General features: G+C 69.6%; 21 protein-coding genes and 1 pseudogene. 13 read left to right on the top strand and 9 right to left on the bottom strand.

The genetic code is table 11. The features are described 5' to 3' along the window. Positions 1 to 19: 19 nt before the first annotated feature. Both ACGFIS_RS01395 and ACGFIS_RS01390 read left to right on the top strand, forming a co-directional pair. A complete protein-coding gene (locus ACGFIS_RS01395; RefSeq protein WP_392907099.1) occupies positions 20 to 364 on the top strand; it encodes a hypothetical protein in 345 nt (114 codons plus the stop codon). Next, the gene (locus ACGFIS_RS01390; RefSeq protein WP_392907101.1) at positions 361 to 726 is read left to right on the top strand and encodes an SDR family NAD(P)-dependent oxidoreductase; all 366 of its coding nucleotides are present in this window, start codon (positions 361 to 363) and stop codon (positions 724 to 726) included. Before ACGFIS_RS01395 ends, ACGFIS_RS01390 begins: the two co-directional genes overlap by 4 nt. Before the next feature lie 10 nt (positions 727 to 736). On the opposite strand, the gene ACGFIS_RS01385 is transcribed toward ACGFIS_RS01390, so the two are convergent. Next, positions 737 to 1,438 carry a hypothetical protein gene (locus ACGFIS_RS01385; protein ID WP_392907103.1) on the bottom strand — a complete coding sequence of 234 codons (702 nt, stop codon included), beginning with the start codon at positions 1,436 to 1,438 and terminating at the stop codon, positions 737 to 739. A gap of 394 nt (positions 1,439 to 1,832) precedes the next feature. Between ACGFIS_RS01385 and ACGFIS_RS01380 the strand changes: the two genes are divergently transcribed. The 4 genes from ACGFIS_RS01380 (at position 1,833) to ACGFIS_RS01365 (ending at position 5,389) form a co-directional block, all read left to right on the top strand. After that, positions 1,833 to 3,185, top strand: coding sequence for an NAD-binding protein (locus tag ACGFIS_RS01380; protein ID WP_392907105.1), 1,353 nt, complete (start codon positions 1,833 to 1,835; stop codon positions 3,183 to 3,185). Positions 3,186 to 3,915: 730 nt separating this feature from the next. Beyond that, a complete protein-coding gene (locus ACGFIS_RS01375; protein ID WP_392907108.1) occupies positions 3,916 to 4,209 on the top strand; it encodes an STAS domain-containing protein in 294 nt (97 codons plus the stop codon). 9 nt (positions 4,210 to 4,218) lie between these two features. After that, positions 4,219 to 4,389, top strand: a complete 171-nt coding sequence (locus tag ACGFIS_RS01370; RefSeq protein ID WP_392907110.1) for a hypothetical protein — start codon at positions 4,219 to 4,221, stop codon at positions 4,387 to 4,389. Between the two features lie 724 nt (positions 4,390 to 5,113). Continuing rightward, positions 5,114 to 5,389, top strand: a complete 276-nt coding sequence (locus tag ACGFIS_RS01365; RefSeq protein WP_392907606.1) for a MerR family transcriptional regulator — start codon at positions 5,114 to 5,116, stop codon at positions 5,387 to 5,389. Between the two features lie 98 nt (positions 5,390 to 5,487). Here ACGFIS_RS01365 and ACGFIS_RS01360 read toward each other — a convergent pair whose 3' ends face one another. After that, entirely contained in the window at positions 5,488 to 6,111 is a 624-nt protein-coding gene (locus ACGFIS_RS01360) for a LysR family substrate-binding domain-containing protein (protein ID WP_392907112.1), read from the bottom strand. A 60-nt stretch (positions 6,112 to 6,171) separates the two neighbouring features. Beyond that, the gene (locus ACGFIS_RS01355) at positions 6,172 to 6,468 is read right to left on the bottom strand and encodes a hypothetical protein (RefSeq protein ID WP_392907114.1); all 297 of its coding nucleotides are present in this window, start codon (positions 6,466 to 6,468) and stop codon (positions 6,172 to 6,174) included. Between the two features lie 237 nt (positions 6,469 to 6,705). Here ACGFIS_RS01355 and ACGFIS_RS01350 point away from each other — a divergent pair, with 237 nt between their 5' ends. Both ACGFIS_RS01350 and ACGFIS_RS01345 read left to right on the top strand, forming a co-directional pair. Next, a complete protein-coding gene (locus ACGFIS_RS01350; RefSeq protein WP_392907117.1) occupies positions 6,706 to 6,852 on the top strand; it encodes a UBP-type zinc finger domain-containing protein in 147 nt (48 codons plus the stop codon). 139 nt (positions 6,853 to 6,991) lie between these two features. Continuing rightward, entirely contained in the window at positions 6,992 to 8,200 is a 1,209-nt protein-coding gene (locus ACGFIS_RS01345; protein ID WP_392968958.1) for a PP2C family protein-serine/threonine phosphatase, read from the top strand. A 31-nt stretch (positions 8,201 to 8,231) separates the two neighbouring features. On the opposite strand, the gene ACGFIS_RS01340 is transcribed toward ACGFIS_RS01345, so the two are convergent. The 4 genes and pseudogenes from ACGFIS_RS01340 to ACGFIS_RS01325 form a co-directional block, all read right to left on the bottom strand. Next, positions 8,232 to 8,411, bottom strand: coding sequence for a hypothetical protein (locus ACGFIS_RS01340; protein ID WP_392907122.1), 180 nt, complete (start codon positions 8,409 to 8,411; stop codon positions 8,232 to 8,234). 225 nt (positions 8,412 to 8,636) lie between these two features. Next, entirely contained in the window at positions 8,637 to 9,176 is a 540-nt protein-coding gene (locus ACGFIS_RS01335; RefSeq protein ID WP_392907125.1) for a hypothetical protein, read from the bottom strand. 216 nt (positions 9,177 to 9,392) lie between these two features. After that, positions 9,393 to 10,373: a YihY/virulence factor BrkB family protein gene (locus ACGFIS_RS01330; RefSeq protein ID WP_392907127.1), complete on the bottom strand. Its 981-nt coding sequence runs from the start codon at positions 10,371 to 10,373 to the stop codon at positions 9,393 to 9,395. Positions 10,374 to 10,436: 63 nt separating this feature from the next. Then, positions 10,437 to 10,589: pseudogene (locus ACGFIS_RS01325) on the bottom strand (hypothetical protein); the annotation flags it as partial. 183 nt (positions 10,590 to 10,772) lie between these two features. Here ACGFIS_RS01325 and ACGFIS_RS01320 point away from each other — a divergent pair. From ACGFIS_RS01320 to ACGFIS_RS01310, 3 genes are all read left to right on the top strand, one after another. Continuing rightward, the gene (locus tag ACGFIS_RS01320) at positions 10,773 to 12,290 is read left to right on the top strand and encodes a molybdopterin-dependent oxidoreductase (RefSeq protein ID WP_392907129.1); all 1,518 of its coding nucleotides are present in this window, start codon (positions 10,773 to 10,775) and stop codon (positions 12,288 to 12,290) included. Between the two features lie 26 nt (positions 12,291 to 12,316). Then, entirely contained in the window at positions 12,317 to 12,538 is a 222-nt protein-coding gene (locus ACGFIS_RS01315) for a heavy metal transporter (protein WP_392907131.1), read from the top strand. Positions 12,539 to 13,043: 505 nt separating this feature from the next. Continuing rightward, on the top strand, positions 13,044 to 14,450 hold the full coding sequence (locus tag ACGFIS_RS01310; RefSeq protein ID WP_392968955.1) for a hypothetical protein: 1,407 nt from the start codon (positions 13,044 to 13,046) through the stop codon (positions 14,448 to 14,450). 585 nt (positions 14,451 to 15,035) lie between these two features. Here ACGFIS_RS01310 and ACGFIS_RS01305 read toward each other — a convergent pair. After that, complete coding sequence (locus ACGFIS_RS01305; RefSeq protein ID WP_392907136.1) at positions 15,036 to 15,875, bottom strand: SDR family NAD(P)-dependent oxidoreductase; 840 nt, start codon at positions 15,873 to 15,875, stop codon at positions 15,036 to 15,038. A 171-nt stretch (positions 15,876 to 16,046) separates the two neighbouring features. On the opposite strand from ACGFIS_RS01305, the gene ACGFIS_RS01300 reads away from it, so the two are divergent. Then, positions 16,047 to 16,949: a helix-turn-helix transcriptional regulator gene (locus tag ACGFIS_RS01300; protein WP_392907139.1), complete on the top strand. Its 903-nt coding sequence runs from the start codon at positions 16,047 to 16,049 to the stop codon at positions 16,947 to 16,949. A gap of 147 nt (positions 16,950 to 17,096) precedes the next feature. On the opposite strand, the gene ACGFIS_RS01295 is transcribed toward ACGFIS_RS01300, so the two are convergent. After that, on the bottom strand, positions 17,097 to 17,939 hold the full coding sequence (locus ACGFIS_RS01295) for a helix-turn-helix transcriptional regulator (RefSeq protein ID WP_392907143.1): 843 nt from the start codon (positions 17,937 to 17,939) through the stop codon (positions 17,097 to 17,099). A 138-nt stretch (positions 17,940 to 18,077) separates the two neighbouring features. Between ACGFIS_RS01295 and ACGFIS_RS01290 the strand changes: the two genes are divergently transcribed. Further along, positions 18,078 to 19,460 carry an amidohydrolase family protein gene (locus ACGFIS_RS01290; protein ID WP_392968953.1) on the top strand — a complete coding sequence of 461 codons (1,383 nt, stop codon included), beginning with the start codon at positions 18,078 to 18,080 and terminating at the stop codon, positions 19,458 to 19,460. Positions 19,461 to 19,489: the final 29 nt, after the last annotated feature.

Genomic DNA, 19,489 nt, shown 5'->3' with positions numbered 1-19,489 from the left:
AGCGTCAGGATGGTGGCGGATGGGTGGGCAGCGCACGGTCGTGGTGGTCGGGGGCGGGTCCGGCCTCGGAGCGGCGACGGCCGCGCTGCTGCGGTCGCACGGCGAGTTCGTGGTGGTCGCCGACCTCCCCGGCACGGGCGCCGACGTCCAGGTCGATGTGACCGACGAGGGAGGAGTGGAGGCGCTCTTCGGAGGTCGCTGCGCTCGAGTTCGCGCCACGCCGTGTGCGCGTCAACGCAGTGGCGCCCGGCCTGGTCGTCACACCGCTGACGGCGCCGGCGATGGACATACCCCGGGTGAACGCGGTGCCCACCTGATGCGCTACCCGGATCTCGCCGGACTCGTGGAGAAGGCGTTCACATGAGCCTCGCGAGCAGATCCGCGATCGTCACAGGCGGCGGCTCGGGCATCGGAGCGTCGCTCACCGCGGCACTCGTCGGTGCAGGCGCCGACGTGGTGTGCACGGACCGCGACCTGGGCGCCGCAGAGAAGACCGCCGCCGGCCTCGCCGGACCGCGATCGGCACGTGCTGCGGCCGTCGACGTGACGCAAGCGGCCCAGGTGCAGCAGGTCGTCGACGAGGTCGTGGAGGCGCACGGACGGATCGACCTGATGTTCAACAACGCGGGCATCACCTATTTCGGCGACACGGAGCACCTGACGCTGGACCTGTCCCGCTCGATTATTGAGTTTCGCGCTCTGACCAGGGCTTACGCGGCGTGGTGATATTCGCTGATCATGCCTGCGACGACGCGTTTTCCGTCACGCCGCCCAGGTGGAGTCTGCGGGTCCCGTGCTCGATGAACACCAGCACGTACAACCTCTTGAGCAGCACCGTCTCCACCGTGAAGAAATCGCAGGCGATGATCGCGTGCGCCTGGGCCGTCAGGAACTGCCGCCACGTCGGGCCGGCACGCCGGGGCACGGGATCGATGCCAGCAGCGTGCCAAATCTCCCACACCGTGGATGCGGCGATCACATACCCGAGCCGGGCCGGCTCACCCTGGATTCTCCGATGGCCCCAGGTCGGGTTCTCCCGCGCCATCCGCAGAATCAGTGCCTTGACCGAAACCCCGGTCGATGGTCGCCCCGGCCGACGTCGGTCGGTAAACGTCCACTTGCGGGCGACCAGACTGCGGTGCCAGCGCAAGATCGTGGCTGGGGTGACCGGGAAGACCTCCGCCCACCGGCGGCGGTGCACCGATCGGGACAACGCCGCCAACCAGAGCCGGTCGAGGTGATCCCACCGCAACCGGCGACCGCCCACCTGACGACGCAGCACCTGGTTCTCATGACGCAACACCAGCAGCTCGGCGTTCTTCGACAGATCAGACCGGACCAACACCTCCAGCACGCCGAGCAAGCACCTCACCAACCGGTAGACCAACGACAACAGCACCTCGAGATGATCCCAGTCACTCTGCTGATCGTGCAGCAAAACCCCAGGTCACAGCCCGAAACCGAGAAGTTTCGAGCGGCACACGCTCAGCCCCGACCCCCTGGACGACTTGGACAGGGCACCGCCTCCCTACTCACGAACCTGTCCGGTTGGTATCGACGCGTCCGCGTGCGGAATCCCGAGAGCGCCGCACAGTCGTATGCGAGGCCCCACTCAGCGCACGGTCCCGCATCCAGAACGCCCTCGACAGAAGGACGAATCAGGCAGTGAGCCACGTGTCGATCACCCGTGCCCGAACGACGGACGAAGAAACCCTGCCGTGTCATTGCGGGAAGAGCATGGCCCGCTGCGTCACCTGCGGCATGCCACGATGCCTGACATGTGACCCATACGTATCGGACGACTGCGATAGGCCGACGGCGGAACCCGTGTCATGAACGAGGTCCCCGTTTCACACGGCTTCCGCTCGTTCATCGTCATCGGTGAGACCAACCTGGCCCGCCACGTATGCGCGTCGCTGCATGAAGGTGGGCACAGTGTCCAACATTTCACCGAACCCCGCGACGAGGAGCTGCGCACCGTGATGACCGCACGCCCTCAAGGTGTCGCGGTGCTGCTCCACGATGACGTCGCGGCCCTGCGTTACGCGCTGGCCATCGCCAACATCTCCGCCAGTGTCCCGATCATCGTGACGATCTTCGACCGGACGGTCGCCCACGAGCTGCTGCGCCTGCTGCCGCAGTGCGACGTCACCTCCCCCGCCAGTCTGGTGGCACCGGCCCTGGCCGGGCCGTGTGTCGACGCGACCTTCACCGCCCTGCGGCACGGTGGCCACGGGCCCCAGGCCGTACAGGTGATCGGCCAAGAACCCCGGACGGAGCCGTGGCAGCCCGAACGGGCATCTTTGCTGTCACGGCTGCGCCGGCTCGCCGGGCAACTGCGCCCGCACGACGTCGGCACACGGATCATGCTCGCAGGCATGGCGGGTATGCTCGTCGCGTTGTTAGGAGACTGGGCCTGGCTGCTGAGCCTCGGCCGCCCTCCCGCGGAGGCGTTCTTCGACGCCGCCCGGGTCGTCACGACCGTCGGTCCTGCCACCGCCCCGCACCACTCCCCCCTCTACCAGGTGGCCTCCAGCGCGGCCATGCTCGGCACCATCATCTTCAGCGCGATGTTCACCGCCGGCCTCGTCGACCGCATGCTCGGGCCCAAGCTGGTCGGGCTGATCGGGCCTCGTACCGTACCCCGCTTCGGACATGTGATCGTCGTCGGCGTCGGCCAGGTGGGGCTGCGGCTGTGCCGCGAACTGCAGCTCCTGGGCATTTCGGTGGTGGGTGTGGAACGCGATCCCAACGCACCGAACGTACGACTTGCCCGGTCCCACGGCATCCCGGTGGTGAAGGGCCACGGCGGCGACCGGGCGGTGCTGGAGCGCCTTCACCTCCATCGGGCCATCGCCCTGGCCGCGGTGGGCTCGAACGACCTCGACAACATCGCCGTGGCCATCGCCGCACACGGAATCTCCCCCGAGACCAGGGTCGTGCTGAGGGCCGGCGAGCACGAGGCGATAGCCGAAACCCGCTCTCTCCTGCCGCTGGGGACCATCCGCGACGTCACCAGCCTGGCCGCCGCCTACGTCCTGGCCCGGCTACTCGGACAGCCGGCCACCGGCGTCGCCGCGGACCAGCACCGCATCTTCGTGGAGACGCCCGACGACGGCTTCACCGTCTGGCCGCTTGCGGCGCGAGAGGGCTGCTGTCACGTGGACGTCGCCGTCTCCGCATGACAGAGCCAAGGCCGCCATGCCCTTGGCCGCCCAGCTTGACCGGGCGCGGAAAGTCGTCGAAATGGTGTGTCCGGTGGTGGACGGGTTAGGCTCGCGGAGCGGGCGCAGGTCACGGGAGGGCCGCCTCAGCGGTCCTGGCGGGCTCGGCCGGGGGCTCGCGGCTCACGCGGTCGACGCGATCTGAATTGGGACGCCCATGTCCCGGATCATTGCGAGACGTCCGGCGACAATGCGGGTGCCTGAGCGTGGATATTGTCCAGACTGGACCGGTCGCCGCATATTTCGCGGCGATCTCCCGGAGCGTCGCCACGTCGCTCGTGGAGGCTGCCGCGACTGCGGCCGCCGCCGACCGGCAGGAGGGCACTCTGGTAACCGACCGTGCACGGCAGCGGGTCCGGACGCTGCGCCGCCGTACCAGCGAACTCGCCCGGCTGCCGATCGGACCATTCGCGCAACCGGGCCAGCCACCGCACAAGCCCGCTGGCGCAGGCGGCACGGAGCCGATGAGCGGTGCCTGCGCCACGAGCCGGCCGGCGGACTTGGTGCGGCGTTCGTGCCGAACATCATCGCTCGACCAGTGGCGGTCCGTTTCCTCGAACACGGTCTTCGGGGATCCGGGTCGGCGCTGAGCCCGGGTCGCCGGTGGTCGGTCTGTCCGTCACTGGTCCAGCGCGTTCTCCGCAGGCGGGGGCCGGGTACCAGCCGATAACCCCGGCGGAGGGTGATTGGTGTGAGCGACGATGCCGCCGGGCGGTCGCCGTCCGCGCCCGGGGCGCGGTTGAGGGTGCGCACCGAGCCCCGCCCGGGTGGCCGGATCGTGGTGGTGCACGTCGACGGGGAGATCGACAACGCTACCGCCGGTCTGTTGCGCGAGCACGCGCTCTCGGCCGCGCGGTCGGCCTCACCGCCCTTGCTGGTCCTGCATCTGGGCCCGGTGACCTTCTGCGACGCCTCCGGGCTGGGCGCGCTGGTGGCGATCGGCAACGCGGTCCGCGCCCGCGCCGACGACCTGGTCATCGCCTAACCGCCACAGATGTGCCGCTGGATCCTGCACCGCACCTGCCTGGACCAGTACATCCCCGTCACCGCCACCCTGGACCGCGCCATCACCGGCCTCACCAGCCGAAACGCCCCCCGCCGCGACCCCGGAAACCCCTGGTCCGGGCACTTCCACGCGACAACGGCAGATATTCACATCCACTGATCTCCGGAAACCTCTGCTGGCCGAAGTAGATATTCGCTGCGGTGTGGGGTATGGTTCCTGTCATTGAAGAGGAACAAGTCCAGCAGGTGCGGCAGATGACGAACTGCCCGCGTAGATGGATGACGCGGGCCGGGCGTGCCGGGGTCAACGCAGTGGAAGGGACCCCGGCAGCCGGCTCCGCGCCCGGCGGCCAACGGGCCGCCGGTGGCAGGAAGGCAAGTCGCAACACCGCAGGAGAAACAGGTAACGAAGGTAGGAAGAACACGGAAGGAGGGTCTCGGCACCATCGGGATCGCCCGCAGCGGGTTCCAGTCACTCCGCGCGGGCACCGCAGCCCCACAGATTGGACGGTGGTCTACGGTCACGCATCCGCGATCCCCGCGCCCCCGCTTCAGGCGGGCGGCGCGGAAGACAACCGGCCGCAGCGCCGGATAGATGGTGTTGTACCTCATGGCCCCGGCGCCGCCCTTGGCGCCGGGGCCCCGTCGTTTCCGGCATGGTCCAGCCCGGCAGGCGTCCGGCACCTACAACCCACGACAGTACGGAAGGTTCTGTGAGAGCACCTCAGCTGGCTGAGCCCGGCACCCACCCGGCACACCGCGACCCGCACCCTGCCCAGTCAGGCCCGGTGCCAGACGATCCCGGAGGGCAGGACGACTCCGACACCGGGCCCGACAGCAGACTGGACGACAAGCTCGACGACGAGGACTACCCCGCCTACAGCATGGGCCGGGCCGCCGAGATCCTCGGCGTCACCCCCGGGTTCCTGCGCGGCCTGGACGCCGCCAAGCTGTTCGTCCCGCAACGCTCGACCGGCGGCCACCGCCGCTACTCCCGCTACCAACTGCGCCTGGCCCAGCGCGCCCGCGACCTGGTCGACCAGGGCACCCCCCTGGACGCGGCCTGCCGCATCATCATCCTTCAAGACCAACTCGCCGAAGCCATGCGCATCAACACCCAACTCAGGCGGCGCATCGACACCGGCGCCGACCAGGACTGAGTTCGCCGTGCCCGCCCACGCGCCCAGCCGATACGCGCTGAACCGATCACCGCAACCGATCACCGAGCGGACCGGTCGGCCCGATCGGGATTCCCGGGTCAGCCGGTCGTCTGGTCCGCGGCGGCCAGCCAGCCGAGCCGTTCGGACATGTTCCGGGCGCAGGCGACGACGGCGCGCACATGATCGGAATCGTCCGCCTCGCGCCACAGGATCGACCAGGGATAGAAGGACACCGGTTCGGTGAGCGGGCGCCAGATCGTCCCCGGGAGCGCGGAGATGCAGGAGGAGGGGACGCGGCTCAGGCAGCGGCCCTGGGCGACGAGCGCGGACGCGGCGCGGATGCTGTCGACGGTGCCCTCGTACACCGTCGGGGCGAAGCCGGCGGTCCGGCACATCTCGACGGTGAACTGGTTGAACTCCGGAGCCTTCATCTCCTCGGCCAGCAGCAGCGGTTCACGGGCGAGGGCCTCGACCGGCACCGCGTCCAGTTCGGCGAACCGGTGCCCGCGAGGGATCAGGACTCCGAGACGGTCCAGGCGGAACAGGTGTGAGGTGACGCCCCTCGGTGCCAGTGCGGCACGGCCGATGCCCACGTCGAGACGCCCGTCGACGAGTTGCTGATACTGCTCGGGGACACCGACCTCCACCTGGTGGATCACCAGGTCCGGGTAGAGCGCCTGAGTAAACGGCGACGAAATAGCGGAGCTGGCGCAGTTCCACATCTCCCACCTTCTGAGCTGGAACAGCGAGGCCTGCTTGCCGAACCTACATCGCGGCGTGCCCTAGAGGGCTTCACTGACCCAGCGCCAGACACCCCCCTCATGCCGTGCGCGGACGAGGTGCGCGGTGCTGGAGTCGGCGAGCTGGGCGACCGCCCGGATCAGCTGGCGATGGAAGTCACCTGGCGGGCGGACGCCGGACGAGCCTTCCAGAAGGGTCACACTGACCTTGGCGTCATCACGAAGCTGCGCGGTCAACCGTCCGGTCTCGTCCAGGCGGAGCATCACGATGGAATCAGCACGGATCAGATCATGGCCCCCACCGGCCTCGACCCAGACTTCGGGCACGGTCCCGCTCATGGGCCTCATCTCCTCGGTTGTGCCGGCCAAGGCCCCGCCACTCAACATAGACGGTTCGGCATCACCTCCGTCAGCATCACGACGACCCGCGGCCCCCGCGTCATGCGGGTCACGACAGATGCCGGCGGTTATCGCCCCCACTGATCGAGCTTGCTCGTATCGCTCGTTACAGCCCGCTGAAAGCCGAGGTCAACTGATAGTAGGCGCGTCCACGCGTGGACGGCCCTCCGGATCTGTTTGAGCTGCGGTTGGGTAGCGTGCTCCGACGACTCGCCGCACCGGCACGCACGAGCGCATTACCAGGAGACCGATCATCCGCTCACCGCCACGATGGAACCGGGATCCACCTGGAGATGGTGCTACGTCCACGAACGTCAGGTCTGACTCCGGCCAGGCTTCCGGTGGTCAACGGGTCACCAAGGCGAGCCGATCACGAGCTGAACAGTCTCGGACACATGGAGTTGATGATGTGTATTGGGGCACGTAAACGGCCGTGGGGGAACTGACCGGGCCCAAGGACACCGTGGACCGGAGTGAAGGCTTCGGTGAACGGCTGCTAGGGCAGTTGCTGGACCGGGCGCACGAGATGCCGCCCCAGCTCATCGCTCCGCTGGTGGCCGAGGAGGTGCGCGCGATCGGCGGCCGGGACGTCTCGATCCTGTTGCAGGACTACGCCCAGCTGACTCTGGTGCCACTGCCGGGCCGCGGCCTCACCGACGGGGAACCGCTGCCCTTGGCAGGTTCCCCGGCCGGACGTGCGTTTCTGTTCGAGACGATCGTCGAACAACGGCAAGCCGACGGCGTGCGCATGTTCCTGCCGCTGCTGGACGGCAGCGACGAGATCGGGGTGATGTCGCTGACCCTGGACAGCGTCAACGATGACGACCGCCGGCTGCTGCGACGGCTTGCGGGCCTGGTCGCCGACATGCTGGTGACCAAGAACCACTACACCGACCAGTTTCTCCAGGCACGACGGCGTGAACCGCTGAGCGTGCCCGCTGAGATTCGGTGGTCACTGCTGCCCCCGCTCACCATGACGACGCCGCAGGTCGCCGTCGCCGGAATCCTGGAACCCGCATATAACGTCGCAGGCGACAGCCTCGACTACGCCCTCAACGACGACATCCTGCACCTGGCCGTGATCGACGCGATGGGCCACGGCCTGAACGCCGCCGTACTGGCCACCGTCGCCGTGGGCGCCTACCGGCACGCCAGACGCGCCGACGCCGGCCTCGCCGAGCTGTACGCGTTCATGGACACCGCCATCGACGCCCAGTTCGGTCCCGACCACTTCGTCACCGCACAGATGATGCGGCTCAACATCGGGACCGGCCACCTGCAGTGGGTCAATGCCGGCCACCCGGCACCCATGCTGATCCGCGATCACCACGTCATCGGCACACTGGAAGGCCACGGCACCCAGCCCGTCGGCGTCGGCGGCTCAACACCCCAGATCAACAGCAAACGGCTCCGCCCCGGCGACCGGGTCCTGGCCTACACCGACGGCCTCATCGAAGAGCACACCACCGGCGGAGAACAGTTCGGCGAGGAACGCCTGATCGCCACGATCGAACGCGTCGGCCCCGCCAGCGCGACCGTGCAGCAAATGGTGCGGGAACTTTCCCACACACTCATGCGGGAAAGAGGCGGGATCACCAGCGACGACGCCACCCTCTTCCTCATCGAATGGCGCGGCGGCACCGCCGACCACCTCGCCCGAACAGATCTGTGACCGCAAGACGCCGAGCCGGTGGGACGGTCCCTCAGCGCGGGCGCCTGCGGGTCAGCGGGCGCAGCTGCGTGAGGCGGGCGGTGCCCAGGATCAGAATGACCGCGATCCCGGCGGACATCGCGGCCATGAGCACGACCGCCGGCGGCAGAACACCGCTCATGCCGGCGAAGGAGATCCGCACATCGCCGGTGTTGCTCACCACGAACACCATGAAAAGAATCAAGATGAGCGCGACGGCCCACAGGCCGGCCCACACAAACGCTGGTGCGGGTCGCCGCCCTCTTGAGACCCGGCCAGGAGGAATCACGAGCCATGCCACTCTCCACTCACTCGTCATCCTGCCCGACCCCGGCGAGCAGGGCAGCGAATGAGAGTGAACCCCGACCGGCTTCATCCCGGCTTCGGATCGGCTTCACCGACCGGCCGGGGCGCTTGGTCAGGGGGTGGTTTCCTCTAGGACGGTGCGGATTCGGCTCCAGGCGTGTTCCAGGTCCGTGTCGGGGGCGGGTTCGAAGACCAGGACGCCGTCGCCCAGGTCGATGGTGAGGACCGGCCGGCCCGCCTCGGTGAGCATCGGTTCTCGTGCTTCCACGCCGTAGGGCGCTTCCAGGACGCTCATCTCCGCGTCGCCGCGCGGGTCGAACATCAGGAGTCCGGGGGCGACCCACAGGGCTCCGCGTTGCAGCACGTTGTCATGCACGACGCCCTCGTCGTACGGCAGGGGGCCGCACAGCCTGCCGATCAGGCAGAGGCGCGGGCGGCGGCCGGCGGTCAGCTCGGCCACGATCTCGTCGGTGTTCCCCAGACCGGGCGGGATGACGTAGAAGGCCAGGCCGGGGCGCGGGCCGGTCAGCTCGCGGCGGAACGACCGGAGCGAGGGGCGGCGCCGCAGCATTCGATCCAGGGCGGGCCGGAGCAGCAGGCCCCCGGCGAACCCCGTCAGAGCCGCGGCGATGACCGATATGACGATGGACACCCGCGTCACGGTAGCTCTTGGGGATTACGCATGGGTGTCCGTCTTGCGAGCCTCACCACATGTGGGAGCGGCTGTCATTCTGAAGGCATGCGGATAGTGGTCGCGGGTGCGGGGAACATCGGTGCCGCGCTGGCCGACCGGCTCGCGTCGCGTTCGCAGGACGAGGTCGTCCTGGTCGAGGAGGACGCGCCCGGTGGGTCGCCGTCCTCCAGGAGGTCAGTCCGGGTCGTCGCGCGGGGGCGGGTCGAAGTCGACGTCGACGTTCTCGAAGCCCTTGTGGCGTTCGGTCTCCGCGTAGGAGGCGTAGGCGCGCCGGTCCGCGGAGGTCAGCTCGACATTGTCGGTGAAGGGCGTCAGCAGGCTGCGCGGCCACAGCCGCCGCTCCCGGACGACGTTGATCTCGGCGCTCAGCACGAAGGTGAGCGCGCCCAGATAGATCCACGTCAGCAGGCCGAGCACGATGCCGAACAAGCCGTAGGTCGCGCTGGCGCCCTGGAGCCAGTGACCGAACAGGAAGGTGCCCGCCCACTGCAGCAGCTGCCAGACGAGAGCCGCGACGATCGCCCCCGTCCGCACCTGCGCGATGGTGAGCGGCCGGGCGGTCAGCATCCGGAACGTCACCGTGAACAGCACGACGTTCATCGCGATCGCCGCCGCGATGACCACCGCCCGCACCCCGGTACCGAAGGCGCCGCTGGACGTGATGATCCCCGACAGCAGCGCCGTCCCCAGGAGCACCACGCCGCCGACCGCCAGCAGCGCCAGGCTGCGCACCCTGGCGAGGACCGGGTTCGGACGGGAGTTTCGCGGCACCCCCCACATCTTGTTCAGGGCGTTCTGCGCGGCCTGCACGACGCCCAAGGCGCCGTACACGCTGCCCACGACGCCCGCGGCGAGCGCCAGTTCGCTGCCGCGGAAGGACCCGATGTTCGCGCCGATCTGGTCCCCGATGACCGGGAACTGCGCGAGCGCCGAATCCAGTGCGCGCTGCTGCAGCCCGGGATTGCCCTCCAGCACGAAGCCCAGCACCGTGACGAACAGCAGCAGCAGCGGGAACAGCGACACGAACCCGTAGTAGGTGATCATCGCCGTGAGGTACGTGCCCTGGTCGTCCACGAACTTGTACACCACCGCGAGCGGCAACCCCGCCCAGCGATGCCGCCGCTGGTAGGCGTCCACGCGGCCGACAACTCCCACACGGCCCTTCTGCCCTTTTCAGCGCACACGCAACGCCCCGCCGCCCCCCGTCTCGCGCGGCGGCATGACCCGCTCGAAGCGCCCCGAGCAGACCCGGACGAAGGCCAGCCGGTCCCGGTGCGCCCGGTCCATCCCGGCCTGCACCTTGAACACCTGCCCGGCGAACGGCGCCGACACCGGGCGCTCCCTACCGGCGTCGTCCACGCGCGCCGCCGGCACACGTCGAACAGCTTCAGCGTCTGCGCCTCCAGGCCGCGGGTCCCCGAGGAGCCGAGGCCGGCGGTACGAGCCAGCGGCCGGGTTTTCGGCGGCTCGCGCACCGGCGGTTCGGGTTTGCGGACCGCCCGAAATGGTGAATGATCTGAGCAACCTGGTCATTTGCTTAGCGATGGAGACCGAGTGGACCCCGACTTCCCGCTGTGGCTGCGCAGCACCCACCTGCTCAACTTCGTGCTCATGGGCATCGTCCTGCGCAGCGGCTGGGAGATCATCTCCTCGCTGCCGCGGTTCTGGTGGCGCAACGACTGCAAGCCCGGCACCGAGTGGATCAAGTTCACGCGGCGCAGGCTGCCGCAGGAGGAAGGCGTCTACACGTCCCTCATGGACGAGCGCACCGCCAGCCCGCTGCTCACCCTGCCGGGCAGGAAGAACATCGGCCTCGGACGGCACTGGCACGGGCTGGGCGTGACGCTATGGTTGATCAACGGCTTCGTGTACGTGGTCCTGCTCTTCGCCACCGGGCTCTGGCGCCGGATCGTCCCCACGTCGTGGGACGTGTTCGGTGAGGCGTTCGACTCGCTCAAGGTCTACCTCGGTTTCGGGGTTCCGTCGATCGAGCACTTCCAGCCCTACGACGCACTGCAGATGCTCATGTACACCGGGGTCGTGTTCCTCCTCGCGCCGTTCATGATCCTCACGGGGATCGCGATGTCCCCGGCCGTCCGCTCCCGCTTCCCCCGGTACGTCAAGTTCTGGGGCGGCCACCAGGGCGCGCGCTCGCTGCACTTCATCGGCATGGCGCTGATGACGGCGTTCATCGTCATGCACGTCGGGCTGGTCTTCATCGTCCACCCCGAGTACAACCTCCCGCACATGGTCTTCGGGGTGACCGACACCTCCCGCCACGCCCAGGCGTTCACCGTCGCGCTCATCACGATCGTCGCCGCCATCGGCCTCTGGATAGCGCTGAGCTACGCCACGCTGGCGGACCGGGCACGCTCCCAGCGGGTCCTCGTCGCGCTGACCGAACCCGTCCGCAAGCTCACCCTGAACTGGATGAAGCCGCGCATGGGCCGGCAGAACGCCTACACCGAGAAGGACATCTCCGAGTTCCACTGGACCAACGGGCTGCCGCCGACGGAGGACGAGTCCACCGAGTGGCTCGCGCACCGGGACTCCGGGTTCCGCGACTGGCACCTGGAGCTCGGCGGCGAGCTGAGCGGGCAGACCCTGCGGCTCGGCCTGGAGGACCTGCGCCGCCTGCCCAAGACCGAGTACGTCGCCGTCCACACCTGCATGCAGGGCTGGTCGGCCACCTCGAAATGGGGCGGGGTGCGCATGCGCGACCTCCTGGAGGTCCTCGGCCCGCGCCCGGAGGGCGCGAACTACGTGATGGTGACCTCGCACGGGCTGGCCCAGGAGATGTACGACCACCGGCCGCGCGAGCCCTTCTACGCCGTCCTCGACCTGGAGATGATCGAGGAGGACGACACGATCCTGGCCTACGAGCGCAACGGCCGCCCGCTGGACGTCCACCTCGGTGCGCCGCTGCGGCTGCGGGTGGAGTCCAACCACGGCTACAAGATGGTCAAGTGGGTCAGATCCGTCGAATGGATCACCGACTACGCGGACTACGGCGACGGGCGCGGCGGCACCCGCGAGGACGCCGCGCTGCAGGCGTTCAACGGCCGGATCTGAACCGGCCGGAGCCCAACGGAGGCACCATGATCAGCACGACGTTCCGGATCTCCGGGATGACCACCGCGGCCGACGCGCGCACCGTCAAGGACCGGCTCAGCGCGGTGCCGGACGTCGGCGCGGTGGCCACGGAGATCCTCCCTGGCGGCGACTCGCTGGTGATCCTCAAGCACAAGGACGACGTCGCCATGGACCGCGCCGCGCTGGAGGAGGCCCTGCGCGGCGCGGGCGGCTACACGCTCGCCTGACCGCCCGCGCCTGTGCCTGCCGAAAACCTCGTCCGCGCAGGTCAAGCCGCATCCACTTCCACCTGCCATCAACACATTGGTGTCGGGAGTGAAGCTATTACCGCCGGAACACGCGACCTTCAGTAGATTTTTCCTGATGAGAATCTGTTGGGCGGACCGGGGTGTGTCCAGTTAACGGCTCTGTCGCTCTTTCGGTGGTAGCGGAGGGTGCCTGCCCATCACGCTAAGACGTGGGCAAGGACGACGGGCTTGTCGGTGCGGTGTTCTCAAGCCTGTCCCGGTCCGGCCTGCGTCCCCATCCGTCCCAAACCTGGCGCCAGGTGACTGCAGACGCCCCCGCAGCCTCCGTGCCCGGCGGCGCCTGATTGGAATTCTTCGGTCGGGTACCGCAGCCGTCGCATTTCCGTCCGATGTGGTCGTTTCTGGGTGGAATGGCGGTCCCTGCTGGCAAGCTTGCCCCTGCCACAACGCGGCACCGGTCCCGAGCGTGAATCTGGGAGTTCCCATGTCAACCGACCTGTACGGTGCGCGCGTGCTCGGCGTCGCCGACGACCGGCGGAGCCTTCGGCTGCGGGTGTTCGTCGTTTACAACGAGCCCTCGATCGAGGGGGGCTTCCCGCTGCCCGAGAACGCCGTGTTCTTCCTGCGGCTGCTGTGGGATTTCGCGGCGGACGGGGCGTACGGCCGTCCGCGCCCGCTGGCGCGGGTCTTCGACTACAAGCCGTTGATGGACGAGGCTTGGGTGGCGGCCAACGCCCGGTGGTTCATCGAGGGCGTGGAGCGGGTGGCCACGCGCAACCATCCGATGACGTCTGAGCAGTGGGACAGGCTGGGGATGTTCTACTACCTGCGCGACGGCGGCTGGCAGGACGAGGAACTGCTTGTCCAGGGCGACTACGTGGTCCGGGTCACCGACCCCCGCTGGCTCGAGGGGCTGGAACCCGGGGACACCCGGTCGACCGTCTGGGACACCGGCTTGAGTGCCCCCGAACCGCGCGACGCGCCGTACGTGCCCGACTTCTCCCGCCCGGCGCACGTGATCGAGCCGTTCCGCGCGGGGAGGCGCGAGGGCCGCCAGGTGAGCGGCATGGCGTTCTCCGACGACGGCGCCCATCTCGCCGTCCTCAACTGGGGCGGGGAGCTTGTCGTCTACGAGACGGCGGACTGGACCGAGCGGTTGCGTCTCGCCCATGGGGTCGAGCCGACCGCGGTACTCATGTGGGTGCCAGGGCTTCCCGTCGTGGCGGTGAAGTCGTTCCTTGATGACGAGCAGTGGGCCTACGACCTGGCGGCCGGCGCGGTGACCGAGGTGCCGCACGAGCCGGGGAGCGTCCGGTCCGCTACGGGGCGGTATCGCGCCCGGCACCTCCTGCCGGGCGTCGAGTTCGTCGACTCCGCCGGCGGGGCGGACGCATCCGTGGTCCTGCCGGAAGGCTTCGACGCGAGCCGCCTACGGCAGGTGGCATTCAGCGCCGATGAGTCTCGGATGTTCCTGATCGGCGAGGACCATCCCGACATCACGGTCGCCGAGCCACGCACCGGCCGCGTCCACGGCCGCATCGCGACGGACTGGGGATGGGTGCGCGACATCGCGGTGGCCCCCGGCGACCGGTACGTGCTCATCACGCAGAGCCCTTTCGCCTCGGATCACCGGCGCGAGCCGAGCGTCTGGCGGGTGGACGGAGGCGGCCCCGTCATGTACGGCTCACTGGAGCGCCAGGCGCACCTCGTGGCCTGGTCACCCGACAGCGAATGGGTGGTGGTGGAGAGCCGGATCGGCGAGAAGGCGCCGAGCCGACTCGACGTCTTCCCCGTGGGCCTGCCCGCGGAACCGCCCGAGGAACTGCGGGCCGCACTGGCCGGAGAGGAAGAGTCACGCCGCCCGCGGGCCAATGGTCTTGGTCCTAATTAGCGACGGCGGAAGGTGCCGGCTGCGGACCAACCTGACCGCCGCCGGGCGGTCTCCTCACCAACTGGCGCGGAGGGAGCGTCCGCTGGTCTTCACCGACCTCGTATTTTCGGTCCTTAGATCAGGTCCAGTGATGCCACCTTCCGGCCGCTGCCGGCCTACGCCTGGAGCCCGCGGGCCCGAAGGACACCGACGGCCTCGTCGATGAGGCGGCTGTCGGAACACTGCAAGATCACGACCGCGACGCCCTCGTGGGAGCCGACGAGGTGCGGTGACGAGGAGTTGGAGACCAGCCCCCGCGCAGGATCTGCGTGACGTCCCTCAGCTGCTGGGAGTGCAGATCCGGGTCGAGTCGCCTCTGGCTTCAGTTCGGCAGGACGATGGCGGCCACGAAGCACGGTCCGTGCGGCTCGAACCCGAACCTCCTGGGAGGTCGGATGGCCGCGAGAAGCTGCTGGTAGAGGACGCTCGCTGCGGGCCACACGTTCGTTGACGGCGTCCTTGATGGAGCGCGGGGACGAGTTGGCGCTCCGGTGAGAAGAGCAGCGGTCATGACAGATCCTTCAAGGATGAAGGCGGGGCCCGGGGTCAGGCCGCGTCGTCGTGTGCGGTGGCGGCGGATCTGTCCCGCCAGGGGGCCACGTCCTGCTCGATCCGGTCCAGCTTCACCTGCAGCCGCTCCAGGGTGTCGAGCCCGAGGTACAGGTGACCCGGCAGCTCCTCCTGGCAGGTCACCTCGTAGATCAGCGCGGCCCCCTTGACGGGGTCGCCGAGCTGGGTGTGGTTGGCGGTGCCCGCCCAGTCCAGGGTGACGTGGGCAGGGGTGCCGTCGTAGGCGCCGACGCGGCGTGCGGCGGTGGACAGGGAGCTGGCGTCCAGGAAATCGGTACGGAAGACGCCAGGCTCGACGACCATGCACTGAATTGCGAACGGCGCCAGCTCCGCCGCCAGCGCTTCGCTGAGGCCGGCGACGGCGAACTTCGACGCGGCGTACACGCTCACCCCCGGCTCGCCCTCGAAACCGGACCGCGACCCGATGTTGACGATCCTGCCGCCACCCGCGGCGCGCATGCCCGGCAGCACGGCCCGGGTGAGGTTGATCAGCCCGAACACGTTGAGGTCGAACAGGGAACGCGCCTCGGCGTCAGTGATCTCCTCCAACGCGCCCAGCAGCCCCCGGCCGGCGTTGTTGACCAGGACGTCGATGCCGCCGAACCGCTCAACGGCCGCAGCGACGGCGCCCGCGATCTGCTCGCCGCGGGTGACGTCGAGCCGGACGGCGAGTACCCGGCCGGACCGCTGCAGGTCTTCGGGCAGGGCGTCCGGGTTACGGGCCGCCGCCACCACGGTGTGGCCGCCCGCGACGGCCGCGCGGGCGATCTCCAGGCCAAGGCCCCGGGCGGCGCCGGTGATGAACCACGTGGACATGCGAGAACTCCTTCGTACGGAATGAGGGACAGGACCGAATCAGCGGCCCGATCTCCACTCAACCAGCCCTGAACGGCAGAAACGGGCGGCAGAATGGCCCAAGCCATCGGGGGACGAACTGGGCCACTCTCACCGGTCGGCGCACTGCGGAAAGGCGTGACACTGGGTGGCATGGACCATGGCAGAACCAGCACCCCCCTGGCGGAGTTCCTGCGCTCAGCCCGCGCCAGGCTGAGTCCGCACGAGGCCGGGCTCGACGAGCCGCTCGTGGGCCGGCGCCGCGTGGCCGGGCTGCGGCGTGAGGAACTGGCCCGCCTGGCCGGGGTGAGCGTGGACTACTACACCCGCCTGGAGCAGGCCCGCAGCCGCAGCGCCTCCCCCGAGGTGCTCGACGCGCTGGCCACCGCCCTCCACCTCGACGACGCCGAACGCGAGCACCTGCACACCCTGGCCCGTCCCCGGCCCGCCCGGCGCAGGCGGCGCCCCCGCCCGCAGCGGGTCCACCCCGCGACCTGGCGGCTGCTGGACATACTGGAGGCGGCGCGCCGACCCGGCTTCGTCCTGGGCCGCCGCCTCGACGTGCTGGCCCACAACCGGCTGGCCGGACGCCTGATCACCGACTTCCGGGCGCTGCCCGCCGCCGAGCGGAACCAGGCCCGCTTCGTCTTCCTCGACCCGCACGCCCGCGAGCTGTACAAGAACTGGCCCATCGTCGCCGCCGACACGGCCGCCATGCTCCGCCGCGACGCCGGCCGACATCCCGACGACCCCGCTCTCAGTACTCTGATCGGCGACCTGTCCATCCGCAGCGGGGAATTCCGCCGCTCGTGGTCCGACAACAAGGTCCACCAGCGCACCACGGGCAACAAGGACTACCACCATCCCCTGGTCGGCGACCTCACCATCACTTACCAGGCCCTCACTCCAGCCGACGACCCCGACCAGACGCTCTTCATCTACGACGCCGAGCCCGGCAGTCCGTCCGAGACCGCGCTGCACCTGCTCGCCCAGTGGAATGAGCCGGCCGCTGACGATCACATCCCTCTGCGCAGGGCGGAGGACCGTCCGAGATGACAGCGCCCCTCACCCTCGCCAACGCCGGGGGCGAGGCGGCCGGTGAGGGGAGGGCCTGGCGGTGGCGGCGCCGCCGGACCGCCGAGAGCGACCCGGCCCTGGAGATCTGGACCCAACACCTCCGTCGCCGCGCGGCGGGTCGGCCCTCTACCTTCGCGGTTCGCTCTGGCGTCGGGTGGCATGGATGGAGCCGAGGAGATCGAGGGCCTGGGCGCTGCCGCCGCCCGGCTCGGCGTGGTAGATCACGAGTTGCTGGCCGGGGGCGTCGCGTACGTCGAAGGCCTGGTAGGTGAGCGTGAGCGGGCCGACGTCCGGGTGCAGGAGGTGCTTGGCGTCCTGCGTCTTGCCCCGCACGGTGTGGGCTTTCCAGAGGCGGGCGAAGTCCGCGCTCCGCTCGGTGAGATCGCGGACGAGTTCGGCCAGGCGCGGGTCGTCCGGGTCGAAGCCGGCGGCCTGGCGGAGGTTGGCGACGGTGGCCTGGGCCGCGCGGTCCCAGTCGGTGTAGAAGCGCCGGCCGGCTGGATCGAGGAAGGTCATGCGGGCCAGGTTGTCCGCCGGCTCGAAGGGGCTGTAGAGGGCGTCGGCCAGGGCGTTCGTGGCCAGGATGTCCAGGGTCCGGTTCATCACGAACGCCGGAGTGTGGGGATAGCCGTCCATCAACTGGCGCAGCGCCGGGCTGACCCGCTCGGCGGTCTGCGTGAAGGGCCGGTCGTGCGGGGTGGTCCCGGCCAGCCGGAACAGGTGCGCCCGGGCGTCCGCGTCGAGGCGCAGCGCGCGGCCGAGAGCGTCGAGCACCTGGCCTGAGGGGTTGCGCTCGCGGCCTTGTTCCAGGCGGGTGTAGTAGTCGGCGTTCACGCCGGCCAGGACGGCGACCTCCTCACGGCGCAACCCGGCGACTCTTCGAGTCCCGTAACTCGCCATGCCGACATCCTCCGGCCGCAGGGAGGCGCGGCGCGCGCGCAGGAATTCGCCCAGGTGGTTGCCGTCCATGCGACCAAGCTATCCGGGGGCCGCATGTGCTGCCGGGGTGCGCCGCACCCAGGCAGCACGCGTCCTGGTTGATGCCCTCTGACCTGCACAGACTCAATGGAGTAGCGCCCCACTAATCCCTTATCTGCGGAGGAAGCCTTGAACGCCACCCTGGACCAGTTGCGCCGCGCCGTCCCCGGTCGCCGCGTCCTGCTCACCGGAGCCGCCGCCGTCGTCACCATGGACCCGGGGCTGGGCGTCCTGCCCCGCGCCGACCTGCTGATCGACGGCGAAAGGATCGCCGCCGTCGGCGCAGGCCTGCCGGCAGGCGACGCATTGGTCATCGACGTCAGCGGCGCCGTCCTGGCCCCGGGCTTCGTCGACACCCATCGCCACGCCTGGGAGGCGCAACTGCGCCGCATCATGCCGGACGTCAACGACCTCGGCGAGTACGTCACCTCCACCCTGGCCGGCATCGCCCCCGCCTACGAGCCGCAGGACATGTACATCGGCACCCGCTTGGCCGCACTGACCGCCATCGACAGCGGCATCACCACCATGCTGGACTTCTCCCACAACTCCCGCACCGCCGCCCACTCCGACGCCGCCATCCGGGCGCTGGCCGACACCGGCATACGCGGCGTGCACGCCTCGATGCGCCCACACTTCGGCGACTGGGACGGCCAATGGCCCGCCGACCTGACGCGCCTGCACGACACCCACTTCGCCGCAGGCGGGCTGCTCACCCTGCGCCTGGCCGCCCTGGCCACCGGCGAGGTCGCCGGCCCCGACCTCGCCTACGGCGAGCACCTCGCCCGCACCGCCCGCGACCTCGGCATCGGCGTCAGCATCGACGCCGTCTTCGGCCCGCCCTCCTCCGAGGCCATCCTCGGCTGGGCCGAGCAGGGCCTGCTCGGCCCCCACGTCTCCCTCATCCACTGCACCGGCCTGACCCGGCAGGCCTGGCAGGCGATGGCCGACACCGGCGCCAACGTCGCGCTCGCCCCCACCTCCGACGCCCAGATCGGCCTGGAGAGCGCGGTCCCCGCCATCGACGAGGCCCTCGCCGCCGGTATCCGGCCCGGCCTGAGCATCGACGTCGAAGTCGCCCTGGCCAGCGACATGTTCACGCAGATGCGCGCCCTGCACACCGTCCAGCGCATGCGCGCCGTCCACGCCGTCTACGGCACCGGCGAGCAGCCCGTCCGGATCGGCGTGCACGACGTTCTCGACTTCGCCACCCTGCAGGGTGCCAGGAGCATCGGCCTGGGCGACGTCGCCGGCTCCCTGACCCCGGGCAAGCAGGCCGACGTGCTCGTCGTACGCGCAGAAGACCTCAACAACATGCCCCTCAACGACCCCATCGGCACCCTCGTCCTGGGCTGCGACGCCCGCAATATCGACGCCGTCCTGATCGCCGGGCAGGTCCGCAAGTGGGCCGGCACCGTCCTGGACGTCGAGTTGTCCACGCTGCGCGAAGACGTGCGCGCTTCCCGCGACCGCGTCCTGCACGCCTCCGGACACGCCGGCCGCCGGCTCTGACCAGCCGCACCGTCGCCAGCGCCGCCGCG

The sequence above is a fragment of the Spirillospora sp. NPDC048824 genome (assembly GCF_043198455.1).
Lineage (GTDB): Bacteria > Actinomycetota > Actinomycetes > Streptosporangiales > Streptosporangiaceae > Spirillospora.
The sequence above is the reverse complement of the archived record's forward strand: the minus strand, read 5'-3'. Positions and strand labels throughout refer to the sequence as shown.